The organism is Streptomyces sp. WAC06614 (assembly GCF_003949795.1).
GTDB lineage: Bacteria > Actinomycetota > Actinomycetes > Streptomycetales > Streptomycetaceae > Streptomyces.
Window position 1 is genome coordinate 1 of record NZ_RPRY01000084.1, and the last position, 25,117, is coordinate 25,117.

A 25,117-nucleotide genomic window follows, 5' to 3' on the forward strand; every position below is an offset into this window, starting at 1 on the left:
ATCCGGTCTGCCGACCCGCCCCTCCCCCGGCCGGTCCCGCCGCGGGAGGGGCGGGTCGGCAGACCGGATAGCCTGGGGGCACGATGAACCGTCTGACCACGCCTTTCGGCTCCTACGCGCTCACCCGCTTCCCCGAGGACCCCCGCGACCGGCTGCGCGCCTGGGACGCCGCCGACGAGTACCTGCTGAGGCACCTGCACGCCGGCACCGGCGAGCGGGGGCCGGTGGCGCTCGACGGGCGCCGGGTCACGGTGCTCGGGGACCGGTGGGGGGCGCTGGTCACGGCGCTGGCCGGGCACCGGCCGGTACAGATCACCGACTCCTGCCTCGCCCACGAGGCGACCCGCGCGAACCTGACCCGGGCCGGGGTCCCCGAGGACGCGGTACGGCTGCTCACCACGCAGGACGTCCCGCCGGAGCGGATCGACGTCCTGCTGGTGCGGGTGCCCAAGAGCCTGGCGCTGCTGGAGGACCAGCTGCACCGGCTGGCGCCGTCCCTGCACGCGGGCACCGTGGTCGTGGGCACGGGCATGGTCAAGGAGATCCACACCTCGACGCTGACGCTGTTCGAGCGGATCCTCGGGCCGACCCGAACCTCGCTCGCCGAGCGCAAGGCCCGGCTGATCTTCTGTACGCCGCGGGTCCCGGCGGGTGCCGGGGAGCCGAACCCGTGGCCGCTGACGTACACCCTCGGCCCGGACGCGGGCGCCGGGCCCGCCGAGGGGCTGACCGTGGTCAACCACGCCGGGGTCTTCTGCGCCGACCGGCTCGACATCGGCACCCGGTTCCTCCTCGGTCATCTGCCCGGCGGCACCAGCACCCGCCGGATCGTCGACCTCGGCTGCGGCAACGGCGTCCTGGGGACGGCCGCGGCCCGGCTGAACCCCGGCGCCGAGGTGGTCTTCGCCGACGAGTCGTACCAGGCGGTGGCCTCCGCGCGGGCGACGTACGCGGCCTACGCGGCACCGCACGCGGGGACCGCCGAACGGGGCACGGGCGGGGCCGAGTTCCTCGTCGGGGACGGGCTCGCCGGGGTCCCGGCCGACTCCGTCGACCTGGTGCTGAACAATCCGCCGTTCCACTCCCACCAGGCGACGACGGACGCGACGGCCCTGCGCATGTTCGCGCAGGCCCGCCGCGCGCTGCGGCCGGGGGGTGAGCTGTGGGTGGTCGGCAATCGGCACCTGGGCTACCACGTGCGGCTGCGCAGGCTGTTCGGCAACTGCGAACTGGTCGCCGGTGACCCGAAGTTCGTGATCCTGCGGGCCGTGAAGGGCAAGCGGGAAACCGGCCGTACCGCCTAGACTCCGGCGTGTGAGCAGCACGGACGGCGCGGGCGGCGACGGCGGCGGACGCTACCGCCGGGAGGAGTTGGCCCGGGCGGCCGGGGTGAAGGTGCGCAACCTCCGCTACTACCAGCAGCGGGGCCTGCTGCCGCCGCCGCGCCGCGAGGGGCGGATCGCCTGGTACTCCGAGGACCACCTCGCCCGGCTGCGACTGATCGACGACCTGCTGGGCCGCGGTTACACCGTGAACGGTATCGCCGAGCTGCTCCAGGCCTGGACCGACGGCGGTGGGCTTGCTCAACTCCTCGGCCTGGAAAGGGAGATGACCCGCGACTGGGTGTCCGAGGAGGAGCCCGTCACGATGTCGCTGGCCGAACTGCGGGCGCTGTTCGGCCCGGCGGGCTCGGCCGCGGACACCCGGCGGGCCGCCGAGCTGGGCTACGTACGCGTCGAAGGGGACAAGGTGACCCATCGCAGCCGCCGGCTGCTGTCGGCGACCGTGACCCTGGTGCGGCAGGGGGTGCCGCTGGCGGAGGTGCTGGAGACCGGTGCGTTCGTCCAGGAGCAGGCGGCCGCGATCGCGGACCGGTTCGTCGGACTGTTCCGCCGGCATGTGATCGGCCCCGACGGGCTGGAGCGGATTCCGGCCATGCGCCTGGAGGAGATCGCCGCCGCGGTGACGGCACTGCGGCCGGTGGCAGGTGAGGTGGTGACCGCCGAGTTCGCGCGCGCGATGGCGCGCCGGGTGGACGCGGAGGCGGCGGCCCTGCTGCCCCGTACGCAGCCGCCTACGGAGCAGTAGGAGTCGGCCGAAAAGGGGCGCTCGCGCAACCTTGCCAACCACCATTGGCACTCTTACATTCAACTCGTCGGTAACAACGGTGCACAACCGATGTACAGGGGATATCCCATGGAAGAGTCCCAGATCCGGCAAGACGGTGATGACGGCGATTCCCGCCATTCCGGCCACCCCGACGGATTACCCGGGGCCTCGCCCGACCTCGGCGGCCGGGTGCGCTGGCGCCGGTTCGCGGCCTTGACCCTTCCGACCGTCGCGGTCACCGCCGGCCTCGGCATCGCGCTGGCGCAGGGCGCGCTCGCCGCCTCCTTCGCCGTCTCGGGCCAGCAGTTCAAGGTCTCCGCGAAGAGCCTGTCCGGTGAAGGTTTCGCCCAGTACGGCAGCGTGGACGTCAATGCCCGTCAGGAACTCGTCCCGGTGGCGGTCACCGCCATCCGGGAGGCCAAGCTCCACAGCCTGTGCCAGTCCGTCGTCACCTCCCTCCCGATCGTCGGCGACATCTCGCTCAACCTCACCGCCGGCGACAAGACGCCGGTCGAGGCGAGCAACCTCTTCGTGGACGCCACCCAGCTCGGCGGCAACGCGGAGTTCAAGAACATCGAGATCGGCCGCGACGCCTCCACCCTCGACAAGGGGCCGGCCGACGCGCAGGGCATGCAGGACCTGTTCGGGCAGCAGGCCGACTCCGTCACCATCAGCGATCTCCGCCAGACCGCGTGGGCGACGAACGCCGGCACCTTCAAGCTGTCCGGTCTGGAGATGAACATCAGCAAGGGCAAGAAGGAATGCTTCTAGGCCGCAGATTCCGGCGCTGGCGGCGCAGCAGACCGTTCTGGGGAGGCCTCGTCGCCGTCCTCGCCGGGGCCGAGATCTGCGCCCTGCCGCTGGCCCCGTTGAAGATCATGCTCCAGCAAGGGGTCGCCGGCATCCCGTCCGTGCTGATGGGGCTGGTCATGATCGTGCTGGGGCTGTCCGTCTGGTTCGCCCCGCACTACCGCACCCTCGCCGGAGTGCTCACCACGCTCATCGCCACCGCCGCGCTGGTCCTGTCCAACCTCGGCGGGTTCCTCGTCGGCACCCTGCTCGGCGTCCGGCTGCCAGGCGAACATCAGGCCGCCGCGACGACCGCCGCCCCGTTACCCGTGGCCGGTTCGACGACCGTCACGCCGGCCGGCCACGCGTTCAAGGCCACCCTCAGCGGAAAGGCCACCCTCAAGGCCGGCTCGGTCACGGTGACCTGCTCGGTCTCCGTCTCCACCGGCTCCGTCCCGGCCGCCCCGGGCAACCAGAACGCGGCCGGCCCGGTCTCCTCCCCCATCACCCCGCCGACGTACAGCTCGTGCACCGCCAGCCTGCCCGGCGTCACCCCGACCGTCACCACCAGCGGCAACTGGTCGGTGTCCATGCAGCACGGGCAGCCGATCACCGCGACGCTGAACGTCCCGGCCGGCGGACTGGTCCTCAAGACCACCGGGCTGGCCACCTGTACGGTCACCGCGGCCCCGACCGCGCCGGCCGGTGTGCCCGGCACCTGGGCCAACGGCGCCCCGTCCAGCCTGACGTTCACCAACGCCACGGTCCCGGTGAAGGTCACCGGCGGCTTCGGCTGCCCGACCAGCGCGACGACCTCCACCTTCAACGCCGTCTACACGGTGACCGACACCACCGACCCGGCCCAGCAGATCACCGTCACGCCCTGACCGGCCCGCCCGCGCCTACGCCGGGCGCTGCACGCCGCGGTCGATGACCACCCGGTAATGGGTCGTCAGCCGCCCGTCCTCGCCGATGACATGGAAGGCGACGGCGGGCGGCTCGTCCAGGTGCACGAAGTGCGCCGGCCCGTTCTGCCGCTCCCACGGCAGCAACGTCGTGGAGACCACTCCGGGCGCCACCAGCAACGGCCTTCCCGCAAAGGTCGTCGCCGCAGCAGTGTGCGCGTGCCCGCACAGAAAGGCCGTCAGATGCGGGTGACGGGCGACCAGTTCGGCCAGCCGCTCCTCGCCGAACTGCCGGATCCCGTCCACGTACGGGATGTGCAGCTCCACCGGCGGGTGGTGGAAGGCCACCAGCACCGGGGTGTCGGCCGGGGTCTCCCGCAGGACGCCCTCCAGCCAGGTCAGCGTCTCCTCCTCCAACAGGCCCTCGTCCTTGCCGGGGACGGACGAGTCGCAGACCGCGAGCACGAAACCGGCCCCGCGCAGCACCTGGTTGACCGGTCCCGGCTCGGCCCGCCGGCCGAGCAGCCCCTCCCGGAACGCCCCGCGTTCGTCGTGGTTGCCGGGACAGACCACCAGCGGGTGGCGGGAGCTGAGCAACGCCCGCGCCTCGTCGTACTCCTCGGCCAGACCCCGGTCGGCGATGTCCCCGCTGACCAGGACGGCGTCGAGGTCGTACGGGAGGTCGTCGAGGTACGCCATGACGGCCCGGGTCCGGTCGGCCGGGCGGCGGGTGGTGTCGACATGGACGTCGCTGAGATGGGCGATGACGATCACGTGGGGGTACCTCCGTAGTGCGGCGCTCGTGGCGGACGACGGTTGCTCCGTCCCGTTCTACGCACCCCGGCACCCGACCCGCCAGAGCCACCTGGCACTCGGTGGCACCCTTTCGCACCCCTGCCCCCCGGGCCCCGGCCGGGTTGGGTACCGGGGGCCGCGGGCTCGTACGATGCGCGCCATGGACACGAGTGAGGGCGGCAGACAGCCGGTCGACGGCCGCTTCGAATTGATCTCCCCGTTGGGCAGCGGGGGCATGGGCACGGTGTGGCGGGCCCGCGACATCGCCCTGCACCGCGAGGTGGCCCTCAAGGAGGTACGCCCGCCGGACCCGGCGCTCGCCGCGGCCCACCCGGGCCTCGCCGAGCAACTGCGCGAACGGGCCGTGCGCGAGGCCCGGGCGCTGGCCCGGCTCGCGCATCCGCACGTGGTGACGATCCACCACATCGTGGAGCCGGCGGCCGGCAGCGACGGGCACCCGTGGATCGTGATGGAACTGGTCAAGGGCGGCTCCCTGCACGACCGGCTCGTCCAGGGGCCGATGCCCGTGGCGGACGTGGTGCGGCTCGGCCTCGAAGTCCTCTCCGCCCTCCGGGCGGCGCACGCCGAGGGGGTGCTGCACCGCGACGTGAAGCCCGCGAACGTCCTGCTGCGGCCGGACGGCAGCGCCGTCCTCACCGACTTCGGCATCGCGGCCGTGCACGGTGCCACCAACCTCACCGCCACCGGCGATCTCATCGGCTCGCCCGAGTACATCGCCCCGGAGCGGGTCCGCGGCCAGGAGGGCAACCCCTCCTCCGACCTGTGGTCCCTCGGCATGCTCCTGTACGTGGCCGCGGAGGGCGTGCACCCGCTGCGCCGGGCCAGCGGGCTGGCCACCGTGGTCGCGGTGCTGGACGAGCCGATCCCGGCCCCGTCGCGCTCCGGCCCGCTGGGTCCCGTACTGGAACGGCTGCTGGTACGCGACCCCGCGCAGCGCCCGGACGCCGCCCAGCTGGAGCACCTGCTGCGCGGGGCGGCCGCCGCCCTCGGCGCCGACGGCCCGGCCGCGCCCGTGCCGGGCGCCCCGGTCACGCCGCCGCCCGTGCCCCCGCCGTCGGGTCAGCCGGCCGCGCCGGTTGCGCTGGGGAGCTTCGGCCCGGCCGCCCCCATCCCCACCGTCGTCCCCCTGGGCGCGCCGCCGGCCGGGGTGCCCGCCGCCGCTGCGACGGTGCCGGTGTCCGGGGCCGGGCTCGTACGGCGGCGTCGTGGGCCCCTGGTCGCGCTGGCTGTCGCCGTGGTGCTGGCGGCCGGCTCGGCGGCGGCCCTGCAGTGGCTGCCCGGCGGCACGGGCTCCGGCGGGGACAAGGGGAAGAGCACGGGCGCCTCCCACACGCCGGGCCCCACCTCGGGCGCCTCCGGCGCGGCGAGCCCGGCCGGCTCCGCCGGGACCGGCGGCGGCAACCGCGGCGCCGGCACCGACTCCGGGGGCGGCATGGGTTCCGGGCAGGACTCCCCCGCCACCCCGACCCCGGCCGGCATGATCAGCCCGGCCGGGGCCCGGGCGGCGGTCGAGGCGATCCGCAAGGAGACCGGCACCACGACCTTCCTCAACCTGCGGCTGTACGAGGGCTACGTCCTCGCCGACGTCCCGGTCACCCCGGGCGCCAAGGCCACCAACTCCTACCGGTACGACGGCAAGGTGAGCCGGTTCGGCGCCTCCGGGCTGCCGGTCCAGCAGGGCAAGCCGCCGATCGACATGACCAAGGTGGACTGGGACGCCCTGCCGGGCCTGATGGACCAGGCACAGCGGGACCTCGGCGTCGGCCACGTCACCATGCGGTACGTGGTGGTGGAGCCGTGGCTCCTGGACGGGAGCCCGTCCATGCGCCCGTACCTCACCGACGAGACCGGCGCGGGCGGCTACGTCCACGCCGGTACCGACGGCAAGGTGGTGAAGGTCTACCGCAGCTGATGCCTGCTCAGGGGGCTGGGAGGGAACTGTAGTTGGGTGACGGGCTGGCCCCGTGTCAGCCTCGGTAGGCCTCCAGCAGGCGCAGCCAGATCTCGCTGATGGTCGGGAAGGACGGCACGGCGTGCCAGAGCCGGGCGATGGGGACCTCCCCGGCCACGGCGACGGTGGCGGCGTGCAGCAGTTCGGCGGCGCCCGGTCCGACGAAGGTGGCCCCGACCAGGACCTCGCGGTCCAGGTCGACCACCATCCGGGCCCGACCGCGGTAGCCGTCGGCGAAGAGCCCGGCTCCGGAGACCTTGCCGAGGTCGTAGTCGACGGCGCGGACCCGCAGGCCCGCGCGTTCGGCCTCGGCCAGGCTGAGACCGACGGCGGCGGCCTCCGGGTCGGTGAACACCACCTGCGGCACGGCCGCGGTGTCGGCGGTGGCGGCGTGCGCGCCCCAGCGGCCGGTGTCCAGCCGGTCGCCGCCGGCGGCCCGGGCGGCGATGGCGGCACCGGCGATCCGGGCCTGGTACTTGCCCTGGTGGGTCAGCAGCGCGCGGTGGTTGACGTCCCCGACGGCGTACAGCCAGTCGTGCCCGGTCACCCGGCAGCTGTCGTCCACGTCCAGCCAGCCGCCGGGCTCCAGGCCCACGGTGTCCAGGCCGATGTCCTCGGTGCGCGGGCTGCGGCCGGTGGCGATCAGCAGTTCGTCACCCTCGACGGTCTCGCCGCCCTCCAGGACCACGGTGACCGGCCCGGTGTGCCCGTCGCGGACGACGGCCTCCGCGTCGACCTCCGTACGGACCTCCACGCCGGCCTCGCGCAGCGACTCGGCCACGAGCTCGCCCGCGAAGGGCTCCATCCGCGGCAGCAGGCGCGGGCCGCGGGCCAGCAGGGTGACCTGCGAGCCGAGGGCCTGCCAGGCGGTGGCCATCTCGACGGCGACCACCGAACCGCCCACGATCAGCAGCCGGCCCGGCGCCTGCCGGGCCGAGGTGGCCTCACGGCTGGTCCAGGGCCGGGCCCCGGCGAGTCCGGGCAGGGCGGGGACCACGGCGCGACTGCCGGTGGCGACGACGACGGCGTGCCGGGCGGTGAGCAGGTGCTGCTCCCCCTCGGGCCCGGTGACGGCGACCTGGCGGGCGCCGTTCAGGCGGCCGTGGCCGCGGTAGAGGTGGGCGCCGATGGAGTCCAGCCAGTCGAGCTGACCGTCGTCCTTCCACTCGGACGTCCAGTAGTCGCGGTGGGCGAGGACCGCCTCCGTGTCCAGGGGACCGGTCACGGCCTGCGCGAGGCCGGGAACCCGGCGGGCGTCGGCCCGGGCGAGGGCGGGGCGCAGCAGCGCCTTGCTGGGGATGCAGGCCCAGTACGAGCACTCCCCGCCCACGAGTTCGGCCTCCACCACGGCCGTGCTGAGCCCGGCGGCGCGGGTCCGGTCCACGAGGTTCTCGCCGGCCGGACCCGCGCCCAGCACCACTACGTCGTACTCCACCGCGTGCGTCATGCACCCAGTCTGGCCGCCGAGGGCGGTCCGGCCAAGCGATCTACGCCTGCGGCGTGCCCGATTCCGCCGCGCGCGGTGCCCATTCCGCCGCGCGCGGTGCCGCATTCCGCCACGCCCGGTGCCGCATTCCGCCACGCCCGGTGCCGCATTCCGCCGCGCCCGGTGCCGCATTCCGCCACGCCCGGTGCCGCATTCCGCCGCGCCCGGGCCGGTCGTGCGTCCGGGCCCGTGGTGCCTCCGGGCCCGTCACGCGTCAGGTCACTCGGCGTCCGGGCCCGCCTGCTGCCCGGTCTCGGCCCGCTGGGCCTCGGCGACCTTCGCGCGGACCTCGTCCATGTCGACCGCGCGGGCCTGGCCGATGAGGTCCTCCAGCATCGGCGCGGGCAGGGCGCCCGGCTGGGAGTAGATCGCCACCTGGTCCCGGATGATCATCAGCGTCGGGATCGAGCGGATGTCGAAGGCGGCGGCCAACTCCTGCTGGGCCTCGGTGTCGACCTTGGCGAAGACCAGGTCGGGGTGGGTCTCCGAGGCCTTCTCGAAGACCGGGGCGAAGCCCCGGCACGGACCGCACCACTCCGCCCAGAAGTCGATCAGCACGAATCCGTTCTCGCTGACCGTCCGGTCGAAGTTCTCCTTGGTGAGCTCGATGGTTGCCACGGTGTCCAGACCTCCAAAGTCTTGCCTCTGACCGAACAACGAACGAGCCCGGCCGGGCATTCCGCACACGCTAGAACGGGTGGCCGGCCGGGGTGCGGCGGGAGGTGGTCCAGCGCAGTTCGGTGAACGCGTCGAGGTTCGCCTCGCCGCCGAACCGCGCACCGGTCCCGGACACACCGACTCCGCCGAAGGGCGCCACGGCCTCGTCGTTGACCGTCTGGTCGTTGAGGTGCACGATCCCGGTGGGGATCCGGTCGGCCAGCTCCAGGGCGCGCGCCGTGTCCGGGGTGACGATGCCCAGGGACAGCCCGTACGGTCCGGCGGCGGCCAGCGCCACCGCCTCGTCCTCCGTGGCGAACGACCGGACGGGGGCGACCGGGCCGAAGACCTCCTCGGCGTAGGCGGGGGTGTCGTCGGCGACCCCGGCCAGGACGGTGGGCCGGTAGAACAGGCCCTCGTACGTCCCGCCCGCGAGCAGCTTGGCGCCCTCCTCGGTGCTGGCCTCGACCAGGGCGTGCACTCGGTCGAGCTGGCCGCGGTCGATCAGCGGGCCGAGGTGGACCTGCTCCCGGAACGGGTCGCCCACCGCCAGTGCCTCTGCCCTGGCCGCGAGGCGTTCGACGTACTCGTCGTAGAGCGAGGCGTGCACCAGATGGCGGCCGGCCGTCATGCAGATCTGGCCCTGGTGGAAGAACGTGCCCCAGGAGGCCTGGGCGACGGCCGCCTCGACGTCGGCGTCGCGGAGGACGACGAGCGCCGAGTTGCCGCCCAGTTCCAGGTGGGCCCGCTTGAGGTGACGTCCCGCCAGCTCCCCGACCCGGCGGCCGCTGGCGGTGGAACCGGTGAACGACACGACCCGCACCAACGGATCGGCCACCAGCGCCTGCCCGGCCGCGGCGTCGCCGGGCAGGACGTGCAGCAGCCCGCCGGGCAGCCCGGCGGCGGCGAACACCGCGGCCAGCGCGAGACCGCCGGAAACGGCAGTGCGCCGGTCGGGCTTGAGCAGCACGGCGTTGCCGAGGGCGAGGGCCGGGGCGACGGAGCGGATCGCCAGGACCAGCGGCACGTTGAAGGGCGCTATGACGCCGACGACGCCGACCGGCACCCGGCGCGTCCACGACAGGCGGGGCGCCTCGCTGGGCAGCACCTGCCCGATGGGACGGGAGGCGAGCGCGGCGGCCTCGTAACACTCCTGCGCGGCGACCGCGAGCTCGAAGTCGGCCTTGCCGGGGACGGATCCGCTCTCGCGGACCAGCCAGGTGCGCAGTTCCTCGGCGTGGGCGGAGAACAGGTCGCCGGCGCGGCGCAGCACGGCGGCCCGCTCGACGTGGGTCGCCCGGGCCCAGTCCTGCTGCGCGGCCTGCGCACGGACGGCCGCTTCCGACACGTCGGGGGCGGCGGCGAGGTCGAGGGTGGCGAGGGTCAGCCCGGTCGCGGGCTCGACGACGGGGGCGGTACCGCCTCTGAGCGTCGGTCCGTCCTGCCAGATGGTGGGGTCGAGGAGCGGCATGCTGCGGAGCCTCCGGAAAACGCGGGGCGGGGGGGTGGCGGGCAAGCCGCCATCGTGCCAGACCGGAGGAACCAATTCGCTTAGGTTATTGGGCAGTTGCGCCGCAGGGCTGACCGGAAACGATCGACGGCGGGCGGCGGCGCTGGGCGCTGCGAGCGCTGCTCCGGGGCGGGAGCAGCGCTCCAATCCGCGGCCACCGCCCCACCCCGCGAGCACCGCTCCACTCAGCTCCTCCGCCCGATCACCGCTCCAGGACCAGAGCGATGCCCTGGCCCACGCCGATGCACAGGGCGGCCAGGGCCGTGCCGGAGCCGGCTGTGGCGAGTTGGTGGGCGGCCGAGCCGGCCAGGCGGGCGCCCGAGGCGCCCAGGGGGTGGCCGATGGCGATGGCGCCGCCACGGGGGTTGACCAGTGCCGGGTCCAGTTCGGGCCACGCGGCGAGGCAGCCGAGCGCCTGGGCGGCGAAGGCCTCGTTCAGTTCGAACGTCGTGAGGTCGCCGAAGCCTCGCCCGGCCTTGGCCAGGGCTCGTTCGACCGCGTCCACGGGACCGAGCCCGAACAGGTGCGGTTCGATGCCGGTCACGGCCGACGCCCTGATCCGGGCCAGCGGCTCGCGGCCGGTGGCGCGCAGCCCCTCCTCGTCCACGAGCAGCAGCGCGGCGGCGCCGTCGTTGAGCGGCGAGGCGTTCGCGGCGGTCACCGTCCCGTCCGGGCGGAACGCCGGCTTCAGCCGGGCCAGCGCCTCGGGGGTGGAACCCTCGCGGATGCACTCGTCGCGTACGAGGTCCACCCCGTCGAGCGGGACCACCTCGGCGTCGTAGTGCCCGGCGGCCCAGGCCGCCGCCGCCTTGCGGTGGCTGTCGAGGGCGAAGGCGTCCTGCGCTGCGCGGTCGATGCCGTACTTGTCGGCGATCAGCTCGGCGCCCTCCCCCAGGGAGACCGTCCACTCCTGCGGCATGCGCGGGTTGGTCATCCGCCAGCCCAGCGCGGTGGACCACATCTGCTGGTGCGTGGCGGGGAAGGCCCGCTCCGGCTTCTGCACCACCCAGGGCGCGCGGGTCATGGACTCCACCCCGCCCGCGATGGCCACCGAGGCGTCCCCGAGGGCGATGGCGCGGGCCGCCTGGATCACGGCCTCCAGGCCAGAGCCGCAGAGCCGGTTGACGGTGACGCCGGGCACGGTGACGGGCAGTCCGGCCAGCAGGACGGCCATCCGGGCCACGTCCCGGTTGTCCTCGCCCGCGCCGTTGGCGTCGCCCATGACCACGTCGTCGATGCGCGCCGGGTCCAGCTCGGGCGTGCGGTCGACCAGGGCCCGGACCACGTGGGCGGCGAGGTCGTCCGGCCGTGCGCCGGCGAGGGCGCCGCCGAACTTGCCGATGGGGGTCCGTACGGCGTCGACGATGTACACGTCGCGGATGCTCATGGGGGTCTCCTGGGCGGATCCGTGCAGGCGCGCCGGTGGGCGCGCCCGCAGTCTCCGTCCCCCGATCACGGCCTGTCAACGCCTCCCCGGCGCAGCCGGCCCCGGCCACCGCCCCGGCCACGGCCTCGTCAGGCGCCCCGGCCACGGCCTCGTCAGGCGCCCCGGCCGCCGCCCCTCCCGTCGCCCCCGGTCAGGTCGATTCGCGGGCGACGGCGACCGCCGCCATCAGACCGTGCTGTTCGGCGGGCTCCGCCGGCTCCCGCACGGCCCGGTCCACCAGCGCGGCCAGGTACTCCCCGGTCGGCGTCTGGATCCGTACGGTGCTCAGCCGGGGCCGCAGCAGCCGGCCGAGCAGCAGGTCGTCGGCGCCGATGACGGCCACGTCCTCGGGGACGCGGAGCCCCTCGTCCTGGAGGGCGCGCATCAGGAGCATCGCGTACTCGTCGTTGTAGGCGTAGACGGCGTCGAGGCCGAGCGTCCGCCAGCGCCGGGCCAGTGCGGCGGCGGAGGCCTCGGTGTACGCCAGCGGCAGCGCTTCGGTCGTGGCGCCGGCCACGGTACGGGCGCCGGCCAGTCGTGGGGCGGAGAACAGCTCCAGCCCGGGCTCCTCGGGGATCACCACGCCGATCCGGTGGTGGCCGCGGGCCACGAGGTGGGCGACGGCGGCGGCTCCGACCTCGCGCTGGTCCATGACGAGCGCGTGGGCGCCGGGCACGCCGACCGGTCCGACGGTGAGGACGGCCTTGGCCCCGGCGCGCTTGAGCGTGGCGACGTTACGGGCGCTGAGCGTGGTCTCGCCGAAGGAGATGACGGCGACCGGGCGCAGCTCGGCCCAGGCGCGTGCGGCCTGGTCGCCGCTGAGGCCGAGGCTGCCGTACTGCACCACGGTGTAGTCCAGGCGGCGCAGGGCCCATTGGAGGTCGTTGAGGAAGGAGCTGTACAGCGGGCCGGCCGGGACGTGGGAGGTCGGGAGCAGGACGATCCGGGTGTGCCCGGCGCGCAGGGTGCGGGCGGCCGCGTGCGGGACGTAGCCCAGTTCCTCGGCGGCCTCGCGGACCTTGCGGCGGGTGGGCTCGCTGATGCGGACGGCCTCGGCGTTGTTCAGGACGTAGCTGACCGTCGCCCGCGAGACTCCGGCGAGGCGGGCCACGTCGGCGCTGGTGGGGACGGGGGACGACGGAGCCGAGGGGGACGGCCGGGAGAGCGGGGACGGCTTCGGCGACTTCGGTGAGTGTGACATTGCCGTGGCATCTTTCCAGACCGGTTGCGTCCGAGGTCTGGCGGATGGCCGGAAACCAGTGCTACACAGTGGTTACACGAGTCATTGACACGTGTAACCATCCAGCCGCACCCCCACCGCACCGGTGCGCGCTGCCACGTGTCCTTCCGTGCCGCCGCCCTGTCGCGCCTTCCTCACCCCGCCGTCGCGACAGGGCGGCGCGCACCCCCTCATCCCCCGGAACCCCAGCCCAGGAGGGCACCGTGGCCCTTTCCTCCTCCGACACCGACACCGACACCGACACCGACACCGACAGCACCGGCACAGGCACGGGCACCGGCGCAGGCACCGGCACCGGCACCGGCTCCGCCAGCGCCTCCCGCGACGCGCCCCCGGCGACCGTCCCGCCCCGCCCCGGACGCGGTCTGCTGCCGCTGCTGCTCGTCGGCCACACCGCCCTGTACGCGCTCTACGTCGGGGTCGCGGGCGTGCTGCTCGCGCTCCAGGTGGAGGAGATCGACCCGGCGCACAAGGTCTCCCATTTCGGCCTGATCGCAGGGGTTTCCGCGATCTTCGCGACCGTCTTCAACCCGGTCGCCGGCGCCCTGTCGGATCGCAGCGGCCGACGCAACCCCTGGATCCTCGGCGGGGGTCTGGCGGCGGTCCCGGCGATGGCGCTGCTCGGCGCGGTCGACACCATCGCCCTGATCATGATCGCGTGGTGCCTCGGCCAGGCCGTGATGAACGTCTACCAGGCCGCCCTCACCTCCGTGGTCCCCGACCGGGTCCCCCTGGACACCCGTGGCAAGGCGTCGGCGGCGGTGGGCCTCGGCCTGCCCTTCGGCTCGACGGTCGGCGCCCTGGTCGGCGCGGCGTTCTCCGACGACTACCGCACGGGGTACCTCGTGTTCGGCGCGCTCGTGGCCGCCACGGCCGTGCTGTTCACCGCCTGCACCCGGGAGCAGCGGCTGCCGGCCCGTGCCCCGTCGCCCGTCAAGGCCCAACTCGCCGCCTTCGTCTCGGCGTTGCGCCACCACGACTTCCGCTGGGCGTTCATCGGCCGGGCGTTGCTGGTCCTCGGCTACTTCGCGGTCAGCGGGTACCAGCTCTACATCCTGCAGGACCGCACCGTGCTGCCCGCTGGTCTGGAGCCGGAGGGGGCGGTGGCCGTGCTGATGCCGCTGACCAGTGTGGCGATGGTGGTCTCGACGGTCCTCGGCGGCTACCTGTCCGACCGCTTCGACCGCAGCAAGCTGTTGGTGGGTGCCTCGGCCCTGCTCTCGGCGCTGGCCCTGCTGCTCCCCGCCGTCTCGGCGAGCTGGACGGCGATGCTGGCCTTCGCCGTGGTCAACGGCCTCGGTTTCGGCTGCTACATGGCCGTGGACACGGCGCTGGTGACCATGGTGCTGCCGGCCGCCGAGGACGCGGCGCGCGACATGGGCGTGCTGAACATCGCCAACGCCGGCCCCCAGATCGTGGCCCCCTTCGTCGCCTCGCTGATCGTGTCCGTCAGCGGCGGCTACACCACGCTGTTCCTCGTGGCCGCCGCGCTGTCGGTGGCGGGGGCCCTGGCGGTGAAACCGATCAAGGGCGTCCGCTGAACCCGAACCCGAACCCGAACCCGAAGCGGAATCCGAACCCGAAGCGGACCCCGACCCCGACCCCGACCCCGATCCCGATCCCGCCGGCCCCCACGCAGACACCGCAGAGCCAGAGAGAAAGGCGGCACACACGTGCAGCTCCACACCCGCACCTGGGGCGAGGGCGACCGCATCGCCCTCCTGAGCCACGGCATGATGTCCGACCACCGCACCTGGCGCCGGGTCGCCCCCGCCCTGGTCGGGCGCGGCTACCGGGTGATCGCCGTCGACCTGCGGGGCCACGGCGCGAGCGGGCGGGGTGCGTACGCGCCCGAACTGTTCGCCGACGACGTGGCCGAGACCCTGCCCACCGGGGCCGAACTGGCCATCGGCCACTCCCTCGGCGGCCTGGCCCTCGCCCTGGCCGTGGACCGGCTGCGCCCGCGCCGGGCGGTGTTCTCCGACCCCGCCTGGCACCTGCCCGCCCCGGAGGAGGGCTTCGGGCCGGAGCTGTTCGCGCAGTTCAAGAGCGCGACGCGGGAAGAGGTACGGGCGATGAACCCGCGCTGGGACGACCTGGACGTGGACATCGAACTCCAGACGCTCGCGCTCTGGGACGAGACCAGCGCCCTCGGTCTCGCAAGGTCGGCCGGGCAGGACCTGCTGCCCGCGGCCGCGGTGGTGCCCTCGCTGGTCCAGCTCGCCGACCCCAGCTTCCTGATCCCGCCCGAGCGGGCGCGCGTGCTCAAGGAGCGTGGTTTCGAGGTCCGTTCGGTCCCGGGGGCCGGGCACACGATCCACCGGGACGATTTCGACGGGTTCATGGCCTCGTTGGAGGGCTGGATCTGACGGGCAGCCAGCGCGGGCCGGCCGTGGGCCCGCCGGCGGGCGCAGCGCGTGCCGGCCGCAGGCGCACCGCGGCCGGCCGGCGCACCGCGCGCCGGCCGCAGGCGCACCGCGTGCCGGCCGGCCCGGGCTGGCCGCCTGCGCACCTGCCCCGCTACTGTCGACCTACTGAACGGTAACGAGGCGGTACGAGGCGGCTCAGGAGGGAGGACCGGTGGCGGGTTCCCTGCCGTACGGCCTGGTGGAGTCGGTCCGTGCGCTCGCCGAAGGCCGGGTGACGTCACGGGAGTTGACCGCGGCGGCGCTGGAACGCATCGCGCTGGCGCAGCCGGTGCTGGGCGCGTTCCGGATCGTCCGCGCCGAGGCGGCCCTGGCCGAGGCCGACGCGGCGGACCGGCGGCTCGCCGCCGGTGAGCGGCTGCCGCTGCTGGGCGTGCCGCTGGCCGTGAAGGACGACATGGACGTGGCCGGGCTGCCCACCGCCTTCGGCTGCCCGGGCGACTTCCCGCCGAAGCCGGCCGACGGCGAGGCGGTACGCCGGCTGCGGGCGGCCGGGGCGGTGATCGTCGGCAAGACCACCACGCCGGAGCTCGGCCAGTGGCCGTTCACCGAGGGGCCGGCGTTCGGGGACACCCGTAACCCCTGGGACCTCGAACGGACGCCCGGCGGGTCCTCGGGCGGATCGGCCGCGGCGGTCGCGGCCGGGCTGGTGCCGGCGGCGCTCGGCTCGGACGGCGCCGGGTCGGTGCGGATCCCGGCGGCCTGGACCCACCTGGTGGGGATCAAGCCTCAGCGCGGGCGGATCTCGACCTGGCCGGAGCCGGAGTCGTTCCACGGCCTGACGGTCAACGGTGTGCTGGCCCGTACGGTCGCCGACGCGGCCCTGCTGCTCGACGCGGCGGCCGGGGCGCACCCCGGCGACCTGCACCGGCCGGCCCCCGTGGACGCGGTCGCGGCGGCCCGGCGTACCCCGCGGCGGCTGCGGATCGCGCTGTCGTTCGGGATGGCGTTCACCGCGACGCCCAAGTCCCTGGACCCGGTGGTCCGCGCGGCCGTGGAGCGGCTGGCGGGGCGGCTGGAGGCGCTGGGGCACGAGGTGGTCCCGGAGGACCCGCGGTACGGGCAGATCGGGCTGACCTTCGTGCCGCGGGCGACGCGGGGCGTGCTCGACTGGCGCTCCCGGGTGCCCGATCCGGCCCTGCTGGACCCGCGGACGCACGAGGCCATGCGGACCGGGCGGCTGCTGGGCGGGCTGCCGCTGCGGATCGCCCGGCGGGCCGAGGGGCTGCTGCGCCACCGGATCGGGGAGATCTTCGGCCGGTTCGACGTGGTCCTCACCCCGACCACGGCCACCGGGCCGCTGCGGATCGGGGAGCTGGCGGGGCGGGGCGCGCTCGACACCGACCGGGCGATGATCGCCGCCTGCCCGTACGCGTGGACCTGGAACGTCCTGGGCTGGCCCGGTGTCAACGTGCCGGCCGGATTCACCCCGGACGGGCTGCCGCTGGGCGCCCAGCTCCTCGGCCCGGCCGATTCCGAACCGCTGCTGATCTCCTTGGCGGCCCAGCTGGAGGCGGCCGAACGCTGGTCCGCCCACTGGCCCCCACGCGCGGCGGCCCCGGCAGAGGCACCGACACCGTGACGAGGGCCGGCGCCTCGGCCGCCCGCCCCGCCCGAGGCCGCGCCGCCGGGCACCGCGGCCGCGTGGGACCGTGCGCGGCGGGCGGCCGAGGCCCTAGCCTCTGCGGGATGACGGCACTCTCCGACCACGTCGACCAGCCCGGCCGCTCCGGCGCCGGGGCCACCACCGAGGCCGATCCGTGCGCCATCGGCCCGGTCAGGACCTCGTACGCGCCCGACCACGACGGCGACCCCGACCCGGGCGAGATCGTGTGGACCTGGGTGCCGTACGAGGAGAACGACGGGCGCGGCAAGGACCGGCCCGTGCTGGTGGTGGCCCGGGAGCCGGCCGGGACGGTGCTGGCCGTGCAGCTCTCCAGCAAGCGGCACGACGCCGACCGGGAGTGGGTCGCCCTCGGCACCGGCCCCTGGGACCGCGCCGGGCGGGAGTCGTGGGTGGCCGTGGACCGGGTGCTGCGGGTCCACGAGTCGGGCATGCGGCGCGAGGCGTGCGCGCTGGACCGGGCGCGCTTCCAGCGCGTGGTGGACCGGCTGCGCCAGCGGTACGGCTGGCAGTGACCAGCCGGCGCGGTCGCCGCGTGAGCTGCCTCTCGTCGCCGCGTGACCTGCGTCTTGTTGCTGCGTGCTGGTCTACTGATCACGCTCAGCGTCCGCTAGGGTCACGCGAGTGATCCGGAGACTCACCTCCATCTGCCCGCCGCGTGCCCGGCGACCCGTCCTGGTCCTGCTGCTCGCCACGTCGCTGCTCGCGATGTCGGCGTTCTTCCTCCTCGACCGGTTCCCGATGGTCGACACCCTCGTGTACCGGGCGGAGGGGGCGGCCGTCGTCAACGGCACGGACCTCTACGGCTTCCGGGTGACGGAAGGCAACCTGCCGGCGACGTACCCCCCGTTCGCCGCGCTCCTGTTCGTGCCGACGACCTGGTTGCCGGTCGGGCTGCTCCTGGCGGCGTTCTTCGCCGGGAACGTGGCGCTGCTGGCGCTGCTGGTGGTGCTGTCCTGGCGGTTCGCCGGGCTGCCGCCGCGCAAGGGGCTGCTGGTGGCGGCCGTCGCCGGGGCGCTGTGGCTGGAGCCGGTGTTCCAGACGCTGTTCTTCGGTCAGGTGAACCTCGCCCTGGCCTGTCTGATCCTGTGGGACCTGGGCCGTGACGACCGGGCCCCGGGCAAGGGCATCGCGCTCGGCATCGCCGCGGGGATCAAGCTGACGCCCGCGGTGTTCATCGTGTACCTGCTGATCACGGGCCGGATCCGGGCGGGTCTGACCGCGGCGGGGGCGTTCGTCGGGTCGGTGCTGCTCGGGGTGTTCGTGCTGCCCGGCGCGAGCGTGGACTTCTTCACCCGGCGGATGTTCGAGACCGACCGGGTGGGCAAGGTGTGGATCATCGACAACCAGTCCCTCCAGGGGCTGGTCACCCGGGTGCTGCACGTGCCCGAGTCCGGCTGGGTGTGGCCGCTGGCGGCGGCCGTCTCGGGCGGGGCCGCGCTGTGGCTGGCCCGGCGGGCCCACCGTACGCCCGGCCGGGGCGACCGCTGGGGCGTGCTGATCACGGCGGGGACGGCGCTGCTGGTCTCGCCGATCAGCTGGTCGCACCACTTCGTGTGGTGCGTGCCGGTGATCGCCGTCCTGGTGGCGTCGGGCTACCGGCGCACGGCGCTGGCGGTGGCCGTGGTGTTCACCTGCCGGTCGCTGTGGCTCGTACCGCACCAGGGCGATCTGGACCTGCACCTCCCCTGGTGGCAGCAGGCGTTCGCGTCCCCGTACGCGCTGCTCACCCTGGTCCTGTTCGCGGCGGCCGCCCGGCAGCTGCGTACGCCCGCCCCGCCGGCGGCGCTGCCGGCCCGCCATGCCGAGCACCGCTCGGCGCCGCCCGAGCCGGCCGGGCACCTGTAGGCCGTCGCTCCCGGCGGCCAGGATCAGCCGGTCGTCCCCGTCTGCGCGGCGAAGGCCGTCTCGAAGGCCCGCCGCGTGCTCCCCTCGCGGTCGAGCACGGCGAACACCACGTGGGCGAAGGTGCCGGCGAAGCGGCCGGTCAGCAGCCGGCGGAACGTTCCCGCCACCTCGGCGGGGTCGTTGCGGAAGACTCCGCATCCCCAGGCGCCGAGGACCAGCCCCGGGTAGCCGTGCAGGGCGGCCACCTCCAGGACGCGTTCCGCGCGTCGGGCGAGGACGGCGGGGATCTCGTGCGCCCGCTGCGGCTCCTGCCGGCGTACGACGCCCGCGTTGGGGGCCGGGCTGGTGAGGAAGCCGGCCAGGAACGGCTCCTCCAGCAGTTCGCCGCGGTCGTCCCGGAAAACGGGCACCCCGGGCGAGTGGATCACCCGGTCGGTGTAGAGCGCCGAGCGTTGCGCGCGGTGGGCCGCGTAGTACTCCGGGGCCCGCAGCAGGGTCGGGTACAGGGCCGAGGCCCGGCACAGGGCCTCCTCCTGGGCGTTCGCCCCGCGGACGTAGCCGCCGCCGGGATTGCGGGCCGAGGCGAAGTTCAGGACCGCCACCGGGCCGTCCGCGGCGAGCCGGCGGGCGGCGACGGTGCTGCTCTCCGGGGTCACCTCGAAGCGGGTCCGCAGCGGCTCGCGCGACCTGACCCGAGCGCCCCATTCGTCTGGTTCGACGGGACCGGGCCCATATATCCTGATCGCTGCTGTGGCTTCCGTCACAGCGGCGGCGAGGGAGACCTGCCGTCCCGACCGCGTCCGGTACCCACCGGCCGCCACGACCTCCGCGTTGTCCTGCGCGATGGCGCGCAACCTGCTGCTCATCCGGCCATGATCGTGACCGAACGCCCCGGCGGGCAAACGCATTTCACTGTCCGGAGCGCACGATTCCCGCTGCCCGGGACGGGTAGGCACGGGTGACGTCACGGCACTCCCCAGGAGACGAGGAACCGGTCATGCCCCAGACCTCACCCCTGACACCCGTCCGCACCCTCACCGAGACCGCCGCCGAGGACCTCGTCCACGGCATCTGCTTCAAGACCGGCCCGCCGCGGCTGCTCGGCGCCGAGCTGGAATGGCTGGTGGTCGACGCCGAACGCCCGTACCGCCCGCTGCCCCCCGACCGCCTCACCGCCGCCCACGACGCGGCCCGCGCCCTGCCGCTGCGCTCCCGGTTCACCGTGGAACCCGGCGGCCAGCTGGAGCTCAGCTCGCCGCCCGCGGCCTCGCTCGGGCAGTGCCTCGCGGACCTCCAGGCGGACCTGACCGCCGTCCGCGCCGCCCTGCTGGAGCGCGGGCTCCTCCTGCGGGGCCTGGGCCACGACCCCCGCCCCTTCGCCCGCCGGCTGCTCACCGCGCCGCGCTACGAGGCCATGGAGGCCTACTTCGACCGCACCGGTCCGGCCGGCCGGACCATGATGCGCTCCTCCGCCTCCGTCCAGGTCTGTGTGGACGCCGGCCACGAGGAGCCCGGCCCGCTCGGCCACGTCCGCCGCTGGCGGCTGGCCCACCTGCTGGGCGCCGTCCTGGTCGCGGCCTTCGCGAACTCCCCCGGCCGCGGCCCGTACGCCGGCCGGCGGTGCGCCCGCCAGGCCGTGTGGGACGACCTCGACCCGCACCGGGTGCTCGCCCCGCCCCTCGATGTGCCCCCGCGGGAGGCCTGGACCCGGCACGCGCTGGACACCGAGGTGATGTGCATCCGCTCGGACGGCGACGGCCCCTGGCCCGTCCCGCGCGGGCTGACCTTCCGCGACTGGCTGCGCTCGGGCGGTCCCCGGCCGCCCACCGCCGAGGACCTCGACTACCACCTGACCACGCTGTTCCCGCCGGTGCGGCCGCGCGGCCACCTGGAGCTGCGCATGATCGACGCCCAGCCCGGTGACCACGGCTGGGTGGTGCCGGTGGCCGTGGTGCACGCCCTGTTCGACGACCCGGAGGCGGCCGGGACCGCGTACCGGACCACCAAGGCGCTCGCGGACGCGTACGGCCCCCACCCGGCGCCCCGCAATCCGCTGTGGCGTGCCGCCGCCCGGCACGGGCTGGCCGACCCCCAGCTGCGGTCGGCCGCGACCGTCTGCTTCCGGGCCGCCGCCGAGGCCCTGCCCCGGCTCGGCGCGCCCGCCGCGGCCGTCGACGCGGTGGCCGACTTCACCGAGCGCTACGTCCTGCGGGGGCGCTGCCCCGCCGACGACCCCCACGACCTCGTCCCCGGGAAGGAGGCCCGCGCGTGACCACCGAAGCCGTCCGCCCGGCCGGACCCGCCCTGCGCGAGCGCGCGCTCGCCGCCCTCACCGCCGCCCGCGCCCGTACGCGGCTGCTCACCGACGCGGTCACCGACGAGGACCTGACCGCCCAGCACTCCCCGCTGATGTCGCCGCTGGTCTGGGACCTCGCGCACATCGGCAACCAGGAGGAGCTGTGGCTGCTGCGCAACGTCGCCGGGCGCGACCCGTTGCGTCCCGAGATCGACCCGCTCTACGACGCCTTCGCCCATCCCCGCGCCGACCGGCCCCGGCTGCCGCTGCTGGGCCCGGCCGAGGCCCGCCGGTACGCCGCCGAGGTCCGCGGCCGGGTCTTCGACGTACTGGCGGACAGCCCGCTGGAGGGCTCGCCGCTGCTGGACGCGGCGTTCGCCTTCGGGATGATCGCCCAGCACGAGCAGCAGCACGACGAGACCATGCTGATCACGCACCAGCTCCGGCGCGGCGAGCCGGTGCTGTCGGCGCCCGACCCCGACCCCCCGGCCGGCCCGCCCCCGGCGGTGCGCGAGGTGCTGGTGCCGGGCGGCCCGTTCACCATGGGCACCTCCACCGAACCGTGGGCGCTGGACAACGAGCGCCCCGCCCACGAGCGCGAGACGGTCGCCTTCTGGATCGACACGCTCCCGGTGACCTGCGCCGACTACCAGGCGTTCGTCGCCGACGGCGGCTACCACGAGCCCTCCTGGTGGGCGCCCGAGGGCTGGGAGCAGATCCGCCGGCACGGCATCGAGGCGCCGCTGTTCTGGCACCGCGAGGGGACGGTGTGGCTGCGCCGCCGGTTCGGGGTGACCGAGCCGGTCCCCGACGACGAGCCGGTGCTGCACGTGAGCTGGTACGAGGCGGACGCCTTCGCCCGCTGGGCGGGGCGGCGGCTGCCCACGGAGGCCGAGTGGGAGAAGGCGGCCCGCCACGACCCGGCGACCGGCCGTTCCACCCGCTACCCGTGGGGCGACGCCGATCCCACCCCGGCGCACGCCAACCTCGGCCAGCGGCACCTGCGGCCGGCTCCCGCCGGCAGCTACCCGGCAGGTGCCTCCCCGCTGGGCGTGCGGCAGTTGATCGGTGACGTGTGGGAGTGGACGGCCAGCGACTTCCTGCCCTACCCGGGCTTTCGGGCCTTCCCCTACCGGGAGTACTCGGAGGTGTTCTTCGGCCCCGCCCACAAGGTGCTGCGCGGCGGCTCGTTCGCGGTGGACCCGGTGGCCTGCCGGGGCACCTTCCGCAACTGGGACCTGCCGGTGCGCCGGCAGATCTTCTCCGGGTTCCGGACCGCGAGGGATGCCGCCTGATGTGTCGTCATCTTGCTTATCTGGGACCGCAGATACCGCTGGGCCGGCTGCTGACCGACCCCGAGCACTCGCTGGTGCGCCAGTCGTACGCGCCGCGCCGGCAGCGCTTCGGCACCGTCAACGCGGACGGCTTCGGGGTGGGCTGGTACGCCGAGGGCGATCCGGTGCCGGCCCGCTACCGCCGGTCCGGCCCGGTCTGGGGCGACGAGTCCTTCGCGGACCTGGCGCGCGTGGTGCGCAGCGAGGCCTTCCTGGCCGCCGTACGCGACGCGACGCTGGGCGGGGCGGACGGGGAGGCGGCCGCGGCGCCGTTCACCGACGGCCCGTGGCTGTTCAGCCATCAGGGGGCGGTGCGCAACTGGCCCGACCCGGTGGCCCCGCTCGCCGCGGCCCTGCCGCCCGTGGACCTGCTCCGGCTGTCGGCGCGCACCGACTCGGCGCTGCTGTGGGCGCTGGTGCTGCACCGGCTGCGGTCCGGCGACGACCCGGGCACGGCCCTGGCGGAGCCGGTGCGGGAGGTGGCCTCGGCGGCGCCGGGGTCCCGGCTGAACCTGCTGCTCACCGACGGGAGGACGATCACCGCGACGACCTGGGGGGATTCCCTGTGGTACCTGGCCGATCCGGACCACGGCCGCACGGTCGTGGCGTCGGAGCCGTACGACGACGACCCGCGCTGGAGCGAGGTGCCCGACCGCACCCTGCTCACGGCCACCCGGACCCGGATCGCCCTGACCCCGCTCAAGGAGAGCTCCCCGTGAGTGACTTCCAGCTGACCCGCACCCTCGACGAGCACGCCGCCGACACCGCGCTGCGCAAGGACGTGCTGACGGGGCTGACCCGTACCCCCAAGTCGATCCCGCCCAAGTGGTTCTACGACGCCCGCGGCAGCGAGCTGTTCGAGGAGATCACCCGGCTGCCGGAGTACTACCCGACCCGGGCCGAGCGGGAGATCCTCCTGGAGCGCGCCCAGGAGATCGCCTCCGCCAGCGGGGCCCGTACCCTGGTCGAGCTGGGCTCCGGCTCCTCGGAGAAGACCCGGCACCTGATCGAGGCGCTGCCCGCGCTGGACACGTACGTCCCGGTGGACGTCAGCGAGAGCGCGCTGGAAGGGGCCGCGGCCGCCCTGCTGGCCGAGCATCCGGGCCTGCGGGTGCACGGCCTGCTGGCGGACTTCACCCGGCCGCTGCACCTTCCGCAGTCGCCCGGACCGCGGCTGGTGGTGTTCCTCGGCGGCACGATCGGCAATCTGGTGCCGCAGGAGCGGGCGGCGTTCCTGGCGTCGGTCCGGGCGATGCTCTCGCCCGGGGACGCGCTGCTGATGGGCACGGACCTGGTCAAGGACGAGTCCGTGCTGGTCGCGGCCTACGACGACGCCGCGGGGGTGACGGCGGAGTTCAACAAGAACGTCCTGACCGTCGTCGACCGGGAGCTGGCCGCCGACTTCCGCACCGAGGACTTCGACCACGTGGCGTTGTGGAACGCCGAGCAGGAGTGGATCGAGATGCGGCTGCGGGCCCGGTCGGACATGGTGGTGAAGATCCGGGCCCTGGACCTGGTGGTGCCGCTCGCGCAGGGTGAGGAGATCCTGACGGAGATCTCCGCCAAGTTCCGTCAGGAGGGCGTACGGGCCGAACTGGCCGCGGCCGGCCTGGAACTGACGCAGTGGTGGACGGACGCGGAGGGCCGCTTCGCGGTGTCCCTGTCGGTGGCGGACGGGATCGTACGGGCCGGCTCCCTCGGCGGGTACGCCACGGCCGGTACGCCGGAGGAGGTGGTGACGGCCGACTGAGCGGCGGCCGCGAGGGCCCGCCGGTCCGGGTACCGGCCCGGCGGGATCCGCGGCAGCAGCCGGATCTCGGCCCGTAGCCCGCGGGCGCGGACGATGCGCCACAGGGAGGCGGTGAGCGGGTCGTCCCCGACGAAGGCGGGCGCGCCGGCCGGCCGGCCGTCGGGCAGCAGGTAGGACAGGTGCACCGGCTGGACCGGGACCCCGGCGTCCAGGGCCGCCTGGAAGGCGGCGCGGCGGAAGACGCCCTGGCCGCGGCCGCACCAGGTGCTGCCCTCGGGGAAGACGGTGACCCGGTCCCCGTCGCGCAGGGCGCCGGCGAGGGTTCCGACGGTGGCGGGCAGGGCCCGTATCCGGTCGCGGTCGATGAAGAGGGTGCCGGCCCGGGCGGCGAGCCGGCCCAGGACCGGCCAGCGGCCGATCTCGCCCTTGGCCAGCATCCGGGACGGCACCGCGCAGGCCACCACGGGGATGTCCAGCCAGGAGATGTGGTTGGGCACGATCAGCCGGCCGCCGTCGGGTCCGGGGCTGCCGTGGACGGTGATCCGTACCCCGAAGGCGCGGACCAGGGCCCGGCACCAGGCCCGGATCACCGCCTGCCGGGGCCGGTCCGGCAGCAGCCGGACGGGCGGGGCCCCGACGACGCCCGCCAGGACCAGCGCGAGGACGCCCGCCAGGCGCAGCACCGCATGGGCCACGGGGGCGGCCCGGCCTTCGTGCGTGGCGCAGCCGGTCGGGGTGCAGGGGGCGGTGGGCAGCCAGGCGCTCATGCTGCCGGGGCGAGGGAGAGGAAGTGGCGCAGGTAGCGGGGGTTGGTCCGGCGCAGCGACAGCAGGACGTAGAGGTCGGCGCAGCCGAACTCGGCGTCGAGGGCCGGTTCGCCGCAGACCCAGGCGCCCAGCCGGATGTAGCCGCGCAGCAGGGCGGGCAGCTCCATCCGGTCGGGGTGGGCG

Annotated in this window: 20 protein-coding genes and 4 pseudogenes; 15 read left to right on the forward strand and 9 right to left on the reverse strand. The window is 74.8% G+C overall.

What is annotated here, in order from left to right; genetic code table 11:
* The first annotated feature begins 83 nt into the window (after nt 1–83).
* From EF918_RS14160 to EF918_RS14180, 5 genes and pseudogenes are all read left to right on the forward strand, one after another.
* Complete coding sequence (locus EF918_RS14160; RefSeq protein ID WP_185921745.1) at nt 84–1,304, forward strand: methyltransferase; 1,221 nt, start codon at nt 84–86, stop codon at nt 1,302–1,304.
* Nucleotides 1,305–1,314: 10 nt separating this feature from the next.
* Entirely contained in the window at nt 1,315–2,088 is a 774-nt protein-coding gene (locus EF918_RS14165) for a MerR family transcriptional regulator (RefSeq protein WP_260610181.1), read from the forward strand.
* A 234-nt stretch (nt 2,089–2,322) separates the two neighbouring features.
* Complete coding sequence (locus tag EF918_RS14170) at nt 2,323–2,880, forward strand: DUF6230 family protein (protein ID WP_260610185.1); 558 nt, start codon at nt 2,323–2,325, stop codon at nt 2,878–2,880.
* A pseudogene (locus EF918_RS14175) lies at nt 2,871–3,164 on the forward strand (DUF6114 domain-containing protein); the annotation flags it as partial. The gene EF918_RS14170 and the pseudogene EF918_RS14175, both read left to right, overlap by 10 nt.
* Nucleotides 3,165–3,224: 60 nt before the next feature.
* A pseudogene (locus EF918_RS14180) lies at nt 3,225–3,785 on the forward strand (hypothetical protein); the annotation flags it as partial.
* A 15-nt stretch (nt 3,786–3,800) separates the two neighbouring features.
* Here EF918_RS14180 and EF918_RS14185 read toward each other — a convergent pair.
* Nucleotides 3,801–4,577 carry a metallophosphoesterase gene (locus tag EF918_RS14185; protein WP_125645481.1) on the reverse strand — a complete coding sequence of 259 codons (777 nt, stop codon included), beginning with the start codon at nt 4,575–4,577 and terminating at the stop codon, nt 3,801–3,803.
* A gap of 181 nt (nt 4,578–4,758) precedes the next feature.
* Here EF918_RS14185 and EF918_RS14190 point away from each other — a divergent pair, with 181 nt between their 5' ends.
* The gene (locus EF918_RS14190) at nt 4,759–6,531 is read left to right on the forward strand and encodes a serine/threonine-protein kinase (RefSeq protein ID WP_125645483.1); all 1,773 of its coding nucleotides are present in this window, start codon (nt 4,759–4,761) and stop codon (nt 6,529–6,531) included.
* Between the two features lie 55 nt (nt 6,532–6,586).
* Here the strand turns inward: EF918_RS14190 and EF918_RS14195 are convergent, their stop codons facing one another.
* The 5 genes from EF918_RS14195 to EF918_RS14220 all read right to left on the reverse strand — a co-directional run bounded on the left by EF918_RS14195 (nt 6,587) and on the right by EF918_RS14220 (nt 12,850).
* Nucleotides 6,587–8,017 carry an NAD(P)/FAD-dependent oxidoreductase gene (locus tag EF918_RS14195; protein WP_125645485.1) on the reverse strand — a complete coding sequence of 477 codons (1,431 nt, stop codon included), beginning with the start codon at nt 8,015–8,017 and terminating at the stop codon, nt 6,587–6,589.
* Nucleotides 8,018–8,275: 258 nt separating this feature from the next.
* A complete protein-coding gene (trxA, locus tag EF918_RS14200) occupies nt 8,276–8,674 on the reverse strand; it encodes a thioredoxin (RefSeq protein ID WP_125645487.1) in 399 nt (132 codons plus the stop codon).
* Between the two features lie 70 nt (nt 8,675–8,744).
* Nucleotides 8,745–10,184 carry an aldehyde dehydrogenase family protein gene (locus tag EF918_RS14205; protein WP_125645489.1) on the reverse strand — a complete coding sequence of 480 codons (1,440 nt, stop codon included), beginning with the start codon at nt 10,182–10,184 and terminating at the stop codon, nt 8,745–8,747.
* 241 nt (nt 10,185–10,425) lie between these two features.
* A complete protein-coding gene (locus tag EF918_RS14210) occupies nt 10,426–11,610 on the reverse strand; it encodes a thiolase family protein (RefSeq protein ID WP_125645491.1) in 1,185 nt (394 codons plus the stop codon).
* Nucleotides 11,611–11,800: 190 nt separating this feature from the next.
* Nucleotides 11,801–12,850, reverse strand: coding sequence for a LacI family DNA-binding transcriptional regulator (locus EF918_RS14220; protein WP_125645493.1), 1,050 nt, complete (start codon nt 12,848–12,850; stop codon nt 11,801–11,803).
* Between the two features lie 242 nt (nt 12,851–13,092).
* Between EF918_RS14220 and EF918_RS14225 the strand changes: the two genes are divergently transcribed.
* The 5 genes from EF918_RS14225 (at nt 13,093) to EF918_RS14250 (ending at nt 18,787) form a co-directional block, all read left to right on the forward strand.
* Nucleotides 13,093–14,430 carry an MFS transporter gene (locus EF918_RS14225; protein WP_125645495.1) on the forward strand — a complete coding sequence of 446 codons (1,338 nt, stop codon included), beginning with the start codon at nt 13,093–13,095 and terminating at the stop codon, nt 14,428–14,430.
* 132 nt (nt 14,431–14,562) lie between these two features.
* Nucleotides 14,563–15,258 (forward strand): alpha/beta fold hydrolase, encoded by a 696-nt coding sequence (locus EF918_RS14235; RefSeq protein WP_125645497.1) that lies wholly within the window; start codon nt 14,563–14,565, stop codon nt 15,256–15,258.
* A gap of 211 nt (nt 15,259–15,469) precedes the next feature.
* Nucleotides 15,470–16,897 (forward strand): amidase, encoded by a 1,428-nt coding sequence (locus EF918_RS14240; protein ID WP_125645499.1) that lies wholly within the window; start codon nt 15,470–15,472, stop codon nt 16,895–16,897.
* A gap of 107 nt (nt 16,898–17,004) precedes the next feature.
* Complete coding sequence (locus tag EF918_RS14245; RefSeq protein WP_125645501.1) at nt 17,005–17,454, forward strand: type II toxin-antitoxin system PemK/MazF family toxin; 450 nt, start codon at nt 17,005–17,007, stop codon at nt 17,452–17,454.
* Between the two features lie 193 nt (nt 17,455–17,647).
* Complete coding sequence (locus tag EF918_RS14250; RefSeq protein ID WP_125645520.1) at nt 17,648–18,787, forward strand: glycosyltransferase 87 family protein; 1,140 nt, start codon at nt 17,648–17,650, stop codon at nt 18,785–18,787.
* A 23-nt stretch (nt 18,788–18,810) separates the two neighbouring features.
* On the opposite strand, the gene EF918_RS14255 is transcribed toward EF918_RS14250, so the two are convergent.
* Nucleotides 18,811–19,653, reverse strand: coding sequence for a TIGR02452 family protein (locus EF918_RS14255; protein WP_125645503.1), 843 nt, complete (start codon nt 19,651–19,653; stop codon nt 18,811–18,813).
* A gap of 131 nt (nt 19,654–19,784) precedes the next feature.
* Between EF918_RS14255 and egtA the strand changes: the two genes are divergently transcribed.
* The 4 genes from egtA to egtD are packed head-to-tail and all read left to right on the forward strand — an operon-like array spanning nt 19,785 to nt 24,167.
* Entirely contained in the window at nt 19,785–21,059 is a 1,275-nt protein-coding gene (gene egtA / locus EF918_RS14260) for an ergothioneine biosynthesis glutamate--cysteine ligase EgtA (protein ID WP_125645505.1), read from the forward strand.
* Entirely contained in the window at nt 21,056–22,378 is a 1,323-nt protein-coding gene (gene egtB, locus EF918_RS14265; RefSeq protein ID WP_125645508.1) for an ergothioneine biosynthesis protein EgtB, read from the forward strand. The genes egtA and egtB overlap by 4 nt, the downstream gene beginning before the upstream one ends.
* Nucleotides 22,378–23,136 carry an ergothioneine biosynthesis protein EgtC gene (egtC, locus tag EF918_RS14270; RefSeq protein ID WP_125645510.1) on the forward strand — a complete coding sequence of 253 codons (759 nt, stop codon included), beginning with the start codon at nt 22,378–22,380 and terminating at the stop codon, nt 23,134–23,136. Before egtB ends, egtC begins: the two co-directional genes overlap by 1 nt.
* Nucleotides 23,133–24,167 (forward strand): L-histidine N(alpha)-methyltransferase, encoded by a 1,035-nt coding sequence (egtD, locus tag EF918_RS14275; RefSeq protein ID WP_125645512.1) that lies wholly within the window; start codon nt 23,133–23,135, stop codon nt 24,165–24,167. Before egtC ends, egtD begins: the two co-directional genes overlap by 4 nt.
* Before the next feature lie 188 nt (nt 24,168–24,355).
* Here egtD and EF918_RS39055 read toward each other — a convergent pair.
* A pseudogene (locus EF918_RS39055) lies at nt 24,356–24,934 on the reverse strand (lysophospholipid acyltransferase family protein); the annotation flags it as partial.
* Nucleotides 24,931–25,117: pseudogene (locus EF918_RS14285) on the reverse strand (GNAT family N-acetyltransferase); the annotation flags it as partial. The pseudogenes EF918_RS14285 and EF918_RS39055, both read right to left, overlap by 4 nt.

Excerpts from the sequence above, each read along its gene's own strand:
- EF918_RS14160 (WP_185921745.1), top strand. The coding sequence starts at position 84 with ATGAACCGTCTGACCACGCCTTTCGGCTCCTACGCGCTCACCCGCTTC.
- EF918_RS14190 (WP_125645483.1), top strand. The coding sequence starts at position 4,759 with ATGGACACGAGTGAGGGCGGCAGACAGCCGGTCGACGGCCGCTTCGAA.
- EF918_RS14195 (WP_125645485.1), bottom strand. The coding sequence starts at position 8,017 with ATGACGCACGCGGTGGAGTACGACGTAGTGGTGCTGGGCGCGGGTCCG.
- EF918_RS14205 (WP_125645489.1), bottom strand. The coding sequence starts at position 10,184 with ATGCCGCTCCTCGACCCCACCATCTGGCAGGACGGACCGACGCTCAGA.
- EF918_RS14210 (WP_125645491.1), bottom strand. The coding sequence starts at position 11,610 with ATGAGCATCCGCGACGTGTACATCGTCGACGCCGTACGGACCCCCATC.
- EF918_RS14220 (WP_125645493.1), bottom strand. The coding sequence starts at position 12,850 with ATGTCACACTCACCGAAGTCGCCGAAGCCGTCCCCGCTCTCCCGGCCG.
- EF918_RS14245 (WP_125645501.1), top strand. The coding sequence starts at position 17,005 with ATGACGGCACTCTCCGACCACGTCGACCAGCCCGGCCGCTCCGGCGCC.
- EF918_RS14250 (WP_125645520.1), top strand. The coding sequence starts at position 17,648 with ATGTCGGCGTTCTTCCTCCTCGACCGGTTCCCGATGGTCGACACCCTC.
- EF918_RS14255 (WP_125645503.1), bottom strand. The coding sequence starts at position 19,653 with ATGAGCAGCAGGTTGCGCGCCATCGCGCAGGACAACGCGGAGGTCGTG.
- egtA (WP_125645505.1), top strand. The coding sequence starts at position 19,785 with ATGCCCCAGACCTCACCCCTGACACCCGTCCGCACCCTCACCGAGACC.
- egtC (WP_125645510.1), top strand. The coding sequence starts at position 22,378 with ATGTGTCGTCATCTTGCTTATCTGGGACCGCAGATACCGCTGGGCCGG.